The following is a 9,590-nucleotide window of genomic DNA, read 5'->3' on the forward strand; positions in this document are numbered from 1 at the left end:
GTTGTTTATTTGCTACAATAGGAGTCAATATCCAAGCTGCTAGACAAGGAGAGAATACAGAATGCCAATAAGTGAGGAAATGATCAATCGAAAAGGCGCTCGAAAGGGGACTGATATCCCTCATGACGTCTTGACCCTTTTGAATCAGGGAGAGATCGAAAGTGTGAATTTAACTGAATGGCTGGCTGTCAATCATATGACGCTAATACAGCATGTTTTGCCGTCCGTTGGTTTAGAGCATCGTTTAGACGATGTATCATCTGAGATCACTAAACAAAAAGCTGAATCAGGAATGAAAGCCATTCGGCTCATTGGTCAATTGTTAGATGACGTGCTACATGAAGAGAATGAAGAAAAACAAACGGAAGTGCTACAGGTATTTGCTCACCATGTATCTGATAGCGTTCGCTGTTGGGCTGCTTATATGAACAAACAGAGTTTATCAACACTGGAAGAGAAACTTGCGTACATTCAGCCATTTGCAGCTGATCATCATTTTGGTGTTCGAGAAATTGCGTGGATGTCAGTGAGAGAAAGTCTAAGTCTTCAGCTCGATCAAAGTATAGAGCATTTAACAGAATGGGCAAAAAGCGAGGATGAAAATCTTCGCCGTTTCTCTTTAGAGGCAATCCGTCCGAGAGGGGTATGGACAAAGCATATTGAGTTATTAAAACAGGAGCCAGAGAGGGCACTGCCTATTCTAAATTTACTCAAATCCGATCCATCCACATATGTTCAAGATTCTGTAGGAAACTGGCTCAATGACGCGAGTAAAACACAGCCCAATTGGGTCGTGAGCCTTTGTGAACAGTGGTCAAAGGATTCTGATACAAAAGCGACTAGCAGAATTGTTAAGAAAGCCAAGAGAACGATTGTGAAGGGAAATCTGTGAATAAGGGCTTGAACTGAAATTCCTTTTTTAAGAATATTTACATAAACAAATCAATCAGAAAGAAAGCCTCAAGAGCGGGGTGTACGCAAATGGCCCCACTTCGAGGGGCTTTTCGTTTTTCGTAAAAGTCTAGCTTCCGCGGTTCTGCCTTTATCACTTATGTAAAGATCTCTGATCATCTCATTGTCATACTTTTGAATGAAATTGACTCAATAGAATTGACGAGGGAACCATGAATAGGTGAAGATGAAGTAAACTGTAATATAAAGGGAGACGACTGATGATACATATCGTATTTGGAGCAGCAGCTGCCGGTAGTTTAAAACAAGCATTGCGCGAAATGAAGCAAGACCAAGTAAATGATATCATCGCCTTTGATGACATTTATTCGATTGGACCCCTTCTGCATTTGCATGAACATGAAGGACAGGAGAAACGTATAGAGTGGCTACGTAACGTGATATCAAATGAATTTGGACATTTTGACGACATGGTCACCGATCAGCATAGAATGCTTCAGCAAATAAAAGATATAAAAGATGGTACGAGTATCTTCATCTGGACAGGCAGTAATGCACATGAGCAAATTGGCTTACGATATGCCATCTATTTATTAAAAGAGAAAAACATTGAATTGTCTCTCATCAATACAACGACTGCATTTGATCAACTGTTCAATACAAATACAAGAAGAATGGATATTCGGCATGCCGGTGAAATCACAACTGAAAAATTGAAAGTTTTGTACAAAAGTAAAGAGCATATGCACTCAGTAACAAAAGAAGAAAGAGCGCAATTCCTCATCGAATGGCTTTCATTTGCTAAAGAAAATCATACGCTGCGAATATGGCAAAAAGGACAAACGATCAGCGTACCAGAAGATGAATTTGATGCTTATTTAGTGAAAATGGCTAAGCGGCTTCATCAGTCCCATCCAGAAGAGGAGTACATCGTAACGCCACGTTTAATTGGGGAAGTCATCGGTTATTTAGAACAGTATATCGATGATGATTTTATTGAGTATCGACTTAAGACATTAATTGATCAAGGGATTTTTGACATGATAGGAAGGCGCACCTCTATGCGTTATTACTCAATTAAACTGACAGAATTCGGTCAGAACTTCAAAAAGTGGGTGTGCTGTCGAGAGTATGAGGATCATCCTTTTGTGAAAATTGAAGGAGATTATGGATATGAACCTTTTCATTGTGGGCATTGTCAATGTCATTTAGAAAAAGACGATGTACCAATAAGTGATACACTTTTCTCGAAAATCTGGAATTGGAACATGCAGTATGGCCGCTGGTTTGACGAAGAGACAGATGAATTGGTACTAAATGGTGCAGACATGGAAAAGAAATTCAATCAAGAAGGAGAGCGTATCACTGAAGAAGTGAAACGAGCCTTATCCCCTGCGTTTCAAATTGAATACAGCCCAAGTGAATACACGCAATATTTCATTTAAAGAATGAATTTCAATTGCGATGCAAAAAATAAAGCTTTACATGATCCATCATCTTCATGTAAGATATGGAGAAATTAAAAGCGAAGAAAAGGACATGAGCCATTTTTACTGGTTACCAGAGAGGGAAGTCACGCTGAAATCTTCCTAACACAGAAAAGTGTCTTACCACCTTTGAGCTGTATTGGGGAAATCATAGTATCCAATATCGTCTACGCCACGTTACGGCACCAGAGCCATAAAGCGAATACGCGTTATGGGAATTTGGGTGGAACCACGGATTACACATTCGTCCCTCTATGAGGGATGGGTGTGTTTTTTTGTTCACTCAACTATCATCATTGCTTTGAAAAGGACATGAGCCGCTTTTATCGGTTACCAGAGAGGGAAGTCACGCTGAAATCTTCCTAACGCAGAAAAGTTGTCTTACCACCTTTGAGCTGTATTGGGGAAAATTGAAGTATCCAATACCGACTATGCCACGTTACGGCACCAGAGCCATAAAGCGAATATGCGTTATGGGAATTTGGGTGGAACCACGGATTACACATTCGTCCCTTTATGAGGGATGGGTGTGTTTTTTTATTTCAAAAAATGAAAGGTGTGTCAGTCATGAGAGAAAAAATGGTGAAGATTCTATTTCCAGATGGAAAGATCAAGGAGTTCTCTGCAGGTACGACTGTCGCAGATATTGCCTCCTATATTAGCCCAAGCTTAAGGAAGAAAGCAGTGGCAGGAAAGATCAATGAACAAATGGTCGATGTCAGTCATCAGCTGGAAAGTGATGCTCGGCTGTCTATTGTCACACTCGATTCAAAAGAAGGCCTTGAAGTGCTGCGCCATACATCTGCACACGTATTAGCCCAAGCTGTGAAAAGGTTATACGACAATGTCACACTTGGAATCGGGCCTGTTATCGAAAATGGATTTTACTATGACATGAAGCTGAATCAAACATTAAGTGTAGAGGATTTGGCTGCTATTGAAAAAGAAATGGAAAACATCATAAACGAGAATCATCATATCCAAAGAAAGGAGATTTCCTACAAAGAAGCTGAATCGATGTTTGCGCATGATCCATATAAGCTGGATATTTTAAAACGTCTCCCATCTGGAGAAGCCATCACAGTGTATCAGCAAGGTGAATTTATCGACTTATGCCGCGGGCCTCATTTACCTTCTACTGGGTTCGTAAAGTCATTTAAGCTAACACGTGTTGCAGGGGCTTATTGGCGGGGTGATAGTCATCAAGATGTATTGCAGCGAGTGTATGGTGTCGCATTTCAACATCCAAAACAACTAGCTAATTATCTTCATTTCATAGAAGAAGCAAACAAACGTGATCACCGGAAATTAGGGAAACAATTATCTCTGTTCATGTTTTCAGAAGAAGCGCCAGGTATGCCGTTTTATTTACCAAAAGGTCAGCTTGTGAGAAATGAATTAATGGCTTTTTCAAGAGAAGTACGAAGCAAAGCGCAATATGAAGAAGTGAGCACACCGTTTATGATGAACCAAGAGCTATGGGAAAAGTCAGGGCACTGGGATCATTATCATGAAAATATGTATTTTTCAGAAGTAGATCATACAAGCTTTGCTTTAAAACCGATGAATTGTCCAGGACATATGCTCATGTTTAAAAATAACTTATATTCATATAGAGACCTCCCGATCAGAATGGCTGAGTTTGGTCAGGTGCATCGTCATGAATTTAGCGGAGCATTAAATGGATTGTTCAGGGTCAGGACATTTTGCCAAGATGATGCCCATATTTTTTTGAGAGAAGATCAAATTGAAGCTGAAATCAAACGGATTTTCCAATTAGTTGATCATGTGTATCGGACATTTGGTTTTGAGTACTCTGTGGAACTATCCACTCGTCCAGAAAAAGCGCTAGGGGATGATGCCATTTGGGATATTTCTGAATCAGCGCTAAAGAATGTGCTTGATCGGCTAAAGGTCGATTACCAGTTAAATGAAGGAGATGGGGCATTTTATGGCCCGAAGATCGATTTTCATATTAAAGATGCCTTGCAGCGGAGCCACCAGTGCGCCACAATCCAGCTAGATTTTCAAATGCCTGAGAAATTTGATTTAACATATATCAATGAAAAGAATGAAAAGGTACGGCCAGTTGTGATTCACAGTGCCATTTTCGGTTCTCTTGATCGCTTCCTTGGCATTCTCACCGAGCATTTTGCAGGCGCCTTCCCGTTATGGCTGGCACCAGTACAAGTACAAATCATCCCTGTCTCAAAGGTTCACCTCGACCACTGCCTTGAGGTGCAGCAGCAATTAAGAAAGATTGGAATCAGAGTCACAATCGATGAACGGGATGAAAAACTCGGCTATAAAATGAGAGAAGCACAAATGCAAAAAATCCCTTATATCGCTGTCATTGGCGATACAGAAATGCAAGAAAAAACACTGAATATCAGACAGCATGGAGAAAAGACATCTAGACAGTTGTCTATTGATGACTTTAAACATCTGGCAACTCAACAAATAAAAGACAGAACAGTTGCTCAAGAAATGATGTGCTGATTTCATGAAGAAGGATAAGACGTTCATTGAATGATGGGCGTCTTTTCATTTGCGAAAAAAGCCGAATTGACAATAGAAAGGGAAAATATTGAAACATTTTTTCGGGTAAAATCGTAATAAAGATAGAGCGTTCACAGAAGCCTTTGAAACGGAGAGGAGTATTGCATGGAACAAGCTGCACTAAAAAAGATGAGGACGAAACAAATAGCTGTCTCTAATTTAATAGCTGTTATCTTAATCATCGCTTTTTATATGTTGATTCAAATTGTTGAAATTCGATTTACACATTTCTTTCTTTGTTTAGGAATTTTAATGCTCCTTCAAAGCATTTATGGTTTTATTAAAAAAGGATCAACAAAGTCCTTTATTCCAATTTTCGAGCAGATAGCTATTTATGAAAGAGAAAAATTAGGGAAAGAGTGGGAGAAGGAACAGAGGATGGATAATGTTTGGAAACTGATAATGAGTGGGCTTATGTTCTTTCAGTCACTTAGCTTCCAAGATGTATCGAACCCATTCTTTGATATCCAACCTATGTTTCTACTTTTCTTATTGATTATGGCTCTAGCTCTTATTAATATAAGCATGCTTTTTCGCTTTAGAAAAATCGACCGATCGACTGTAGGTGAATTAACAGGCTACACAAAAGAGTCAAACATAATGGCAATAGCTTTAGGGTTCTTTACTGTAATCATCATCTTCATCTTTATCGTCATTTTTCTTCTTCCATAAAACATCATTATTTTGAGGTGAAACGATTGAATGCAAACATTCAACAACTGATTGATCAGACAAAGTCGAAATTTGGCTTAGATCTTTATGATCTAAAAAGACACAGCTTTCATCGTTACGTCAACATGTTCAATGAAACGATTTATACATTGAATATGGAATGGTTCCCCTCTCATGAAGCTGAACCTGCGGACGACGATGTCAACCCAGACGGCACAGCTGTCATTGAAGTCAATTTGAATACAGGACAGATCGAATCGGTTATTTTTGTCATGGATAAAACCTATGCGCAGCATGGGGTCATGTTTAAGAGACCTTATCCAGTTCATGTCATTCAATGGATCGAACAAGAAACAGGATTGATCTATGGTGAGCATTTTCATATGCATCAGAAGAAGAAAGGGGAACTTTCTTTCGAAGAAGCAATAGATGGTATGAAAGTAACACCTTCAGGCATAATCGAAGTGAAATGGAATGAACATGGACAGCTCATGTACTTTACACACCACGGCCCATTTTTAGCCAAAACATTACTGAAAGCTGAGGAATATGCGCTTTCCCTTGATAAGCTGGAGAACTTAGCTGAGCAGCAAGTGGAGCTGTTTCAATGGCCTTCCTTTGAGCACAATCGAATCCGATCTATTTATGCGTTAGAAGAAATTTATGTGAAGAACGATGGAACAGGAACTCTTCCGTTTGAAATTGGACGTGAAGAAACGCATTGTATACACATGAATGAGATCATTGAGTGGAATGAACCGTTAAATAATGCTTTTGAAAAAAAGGAAATGAATATTCATGAGAATATTTCAGCTGAACAAGCTTTCTCATTGGAACCGTCACCAGATACCTTCCCGATATCAAAAGAAGAGCAAGCTGAGTGTATCAAAGCAGTCCGAACCTTCTTGGCGCAAAAATATCCAAAGGATACAGGGAAGTGGGTTCTGAAAACACTCCATCGAGATCATGGATACATCGATGCGATATTAAAAACGAACGGGCAAGAAGGCAGTGGGTTTATGGACAAGATCAAAATCTTCATTGACGCCACCTCGTTTGAAGCCGTTAATTACATAGATAAAAAAGAAATGTTTCAAGTGTGCGGGATACTGAGCCCTTCTCAAGCGGCAAGTGAAATTTCTGTATCTCAGAAAGAAGCTTTTGAAAAATTGAGAGAACGTCTTGAACTTACACCTATTTACGTCTATGACGAAGCGCAAAAACATTATGTTCTATGCGGAAAGCTCGATTGCCATGATGGTGTTGATGCAGAGAGCGGCGAAGTGTTTTCTTTGAAAGAACAGTGAGGAGCTGTTCTTTTTTGTCTCATCGCACCAATTTTTTGAAGAAATTTGGAATTTTGTAGCAGGAAGTTGTCGTTTCATCACGAAAGAAACAGATAAGAATATGATCATAGGTCCATCGGTTGGAATTTAGTAGACGTCATTCATATGAAACACTCATGACAGTAAAGTTGATCTACAATGCTTTTTGAAAAAAATGAAATCGTGTCTCTAGTAGTATACGACATTTGGTGGGCTGACATCATAGGATGACTTTGAACATGTTTGGTTTAGGTAAGCTTGAAGCCATGATAGAAGAAAGTGAGGATATCTACCTTGAGTACATTGGAAGTGTTTCGTCAGTTTTTGGTTGACCATTATCCTGCGTTACAAGATGAACTTTGGCTAAAAGATGTTGATACCCTTCGAATCTCTCCTATTCTTCATCCTTTTCTGAAAAGCAAGCTGCCAGAGGGGATCGAAAAATTCACTTGTGTCCTATTCACGCAGCAGACAGATCAAACGGCTGCACCGCTCAAAGTATACCTTCTATTAGATGAATATGAGCAATCACTTTATGCCATTGATTTGATGAATGAACAAATAGTGCTTCATTAATACAGAAGCAAAAAGCTGCTTGAGAGCTCCTCAGCAGCTTTTTTTGATATACATTAGTCGATCATATCAACCAATCTTGAGTGCAAGTTGTCCAATTCTTTCTTTGTTGGAAAAGAGCTGATCAGTAGCGTAGATTGTCCGAATTGAAGAGGCAGCTCAGTATCGGTCACAATCATATCGATCCCAAGTTCCTCCATCGTGACATCATTTAATGTATTCTCTGGACTTGTGAAAATGTGAATGAGAGGAGGCACGCTTAATTTAATTAAATCCGCAATAAACAAACTATGATAATAGCCTAATGTTGAAATAACAAATATGTTCAACACGTTTCTCCGTTCCATTTCCAATTGAACAAGCCCTCTCCAGGACGACGTAATCATACGAATCAATTCCCGTTCATTTTTCACAAAAGGACCGAGGATATCGTCTGTTTTTAACTCTTGGATGATATGAGTAATCCTCGAATAGAAATAAGGGAACTGTTTTTTCACCTCTGATAAATAGCTCGATTTCTTTTTGAAAAGGAATCCATCTCTCACGGTAATTTCATTGGAATACACATAATATTGGAGAAGAACGAGTGTCATCACCTTGCGATTCGCTATTTCTTGATGAAAAATCGACTCCAATTGGTTGATAAATGAATGAATGGCATCATAAAGTCGTGGTGTATGTGACTGGAAGAACGTCAATTTTTCTTCGACAGTTTCAATTGATTTAAAGTGTCCAATAGCTGGTTCGATCAATAGCAAGAAGACAAATTCATGATGATCCAGCGTCACATCAAATACGTCTTTGGTCATTCGGCAAATATGCTCTTCCCATGTTTTGATTTGATCATAGATCCCTTTGGCTGCAGAAGTTTGTTTTTCCTCTTTCATTGAGTACGTATATTTACGGCTTATTGTGAAATTTTTCCTCATTCGGTGAATGGAAACGGCGAACCACAGGCAGTATTTATCTATCGCCACATCTGGTACATTGACTTCGATCACCTGAAATAGCTCTTGTAATAAATCAACTGCATCTTGCTTTTGAATATCATCGAATGGCCAAAGCCGGCTTCCATACACTTCAAACAAAAATTCAACAAAGAATTGACGAATCTCCTTCTCATTTCCATGGAACTGCATACTATCTGGGCGTAACTCAATGTCATAAGAGATAAGAATGGAATTGATTTTATGAATGGTGTTATACAATGTGGATCTACTGATATTAAGCGTGTCCATCCATTCATAGAAAGACCTGTTTTGTTCGAAAAAAATGCCGTCAATCAATCGAATTTCAATCGTATCTTTTAAAATTTCCTTGATATAGTAGTCCACTCGTATCGTCTGTGTATAACAAATGGATATGCCTTGTCTTGGCTTTATGTGGATTAACGGCTCACCGTTCTCTGTTTTGAACGATTTCATTTGTTCTAAATCGCTTTGAATGGCACGAACCGAACCGATATGTTCATTCGATATCTCTTGAAGGCTCCACCACTTATTTTTGGATACAAGCAGTTTTAAAATGTTTATCCATCTCTTTGATTTATTATCAATGAGCTCCATCAAACAACTAACTCCTTCCTTTGGCTTGCCTCTATATTATGAAGTTCACTTAAAGAACATTTGATTCTCAAAATAGGCATGAAATGATTGTAATGTTTAGGCTAAATCGTTTTGTCTTCACTTTTCATGATAAAAGAGAAAAAAATTAGACGAAAACAAATGTTATGCCCTGATTCTCCATATTTTTCATTTAAAAGGTGATAAGTAAGCCATGAATCCTATAAAAATGGATCATTTTAGATATTTTGTTTATTTTTTTGCTGTTGAAACGGTAAATGTAAGAATAAAACGCAGCAGCTTTTTGATTACCATATGAAAGGGAGTAGAAAGGAATGCGATCTATATGATGCTGAACTGTCTCACCATACATACCATATGATACATGCTTGTTTCATATGAACGAACCATATGTGAGTACATGCTTATATATGCATGTACACATTATTTATTGTTCATTCCAGTATAAATAGAAAAATTCACATTTATTCTTTTCACGA

At 38.5% G+C, this 9,590-nt stretch carries 7 protein-coding genes; 6 read left to right on the forward strand and 1 reads right to left on the reverse strand.

All coding sequences use genetic code 11. From position 1 onward, the window contains the following. Nucleotides 1-61: 61 nt before the first annotated feature. The 6 genes from MKY18_RS03995 (at nucleotide 62) to MKY18_RS04020 (ending at nucleotide 7,531) form a co-directional block, all read left to right on the forward strand. On the forward strand, nucleotides 62-892 hold the full coding sequence (locus tag MKY18_RS03995; protein ID WP_126741122.1) for a DNA alkylation repair protein: 831 nt from the start codon (nucleotides 62-64) through the stop codon (nucleotides 890-892). A gap of 280 nt (nucleotides 893-1,172) precedes the next feature. Further along, nucleotides 1,173-2,357 carry a DUF1835 domain-containing protein gene (locus MKY18_RS04000; protein WP_185108735.1) on the forward strand — a complete coding sequence of 395 codons (1,185 nt, stop codon included), beginning with the start codon at nucleotides 1,173-1,175 and terminating at the stop codon, nucleotides 2,355-2,357. 609 nt (nucleotides 2,358-2,966) lie between these two features. Further along, the gene (gene thrS / locus MKY18_RS04005; RefSeq protein ID WP_185108737.1) at nucleotides 2,967-4,898 is read left to right on the forward strand and encodes a threonine--tRNA ligase; all 1,932 of its coding nucleotides are present in this window, start codon (nucleotides 2,967-2,969) and stop codon (nucleotides 4,896-4,898) included. Nucleotides 4,899-5,063: 165 nt separating this feature from the next. After that, nucleotides 5,064-5,630, forward strand: a complete 567-nt coding sequence (locus tag MKY18_RS04010) for a hypothetical protein (protein ID WP_106067567.1) — start codon at nucleotides 5,064-5,066, stop codon at nucleotides 5,628-5,630. A gap of 17 nt (nucleotides 5,631-5,647) precedes the next feature. Next, nucleotides 5,648-6,937, forward strand: coding sequence for a hypothetical protein (locus tag MKY18_RS04015; protein ID WP_311771824.1), 1,290 nt, complete (start codon nucleotides 5,648-5,650; stop codon nucleotides 6,935-6,937). A 312-nt stretch (nucleotides 6,938-7,249) separates the two neighbouring features. Further along, nucleotides 7,250-7,531, forward strand: coding sequence for a hypothetical protein (locus MKY18_RS04020; RefSeq protein WP_003217864.1), 282 nt, complete (start codon nucleotides 7,250-7,252; stop codon nucleotides 7,529-7,531). A gap of 53 nt (nucleotides 7,532-7,584) precedes the next feature. On the opposite strand, the gene MKY18_RS04025 is transcribed toward MKY18_RS04020, so the two are convergent. Next, nucleotides 7,585-9,093: a helix-turn-helix domain-containing protein gene (locus MKY18_RS04025; RefSeq protein WP_106067565.1), complete on the reverse strand. Its 1,509-nt coding sequence runs from the start codon at nucleotides 9,091-9,093 to the stop codon at nucleotides 7,585-7,587. Between the last annotated feature and the right edge of the window lie 497 nt (nucleotides 9,094-9,590).

This window comes from Bacillus sp. FSL R7-0672 (assembly GCF_038601465.1).
Lineage (GTDB): Bacteria > Bacillota > Bacilli > Bacillales > Bacillaceae > Bacillus > Bacillus pumilus.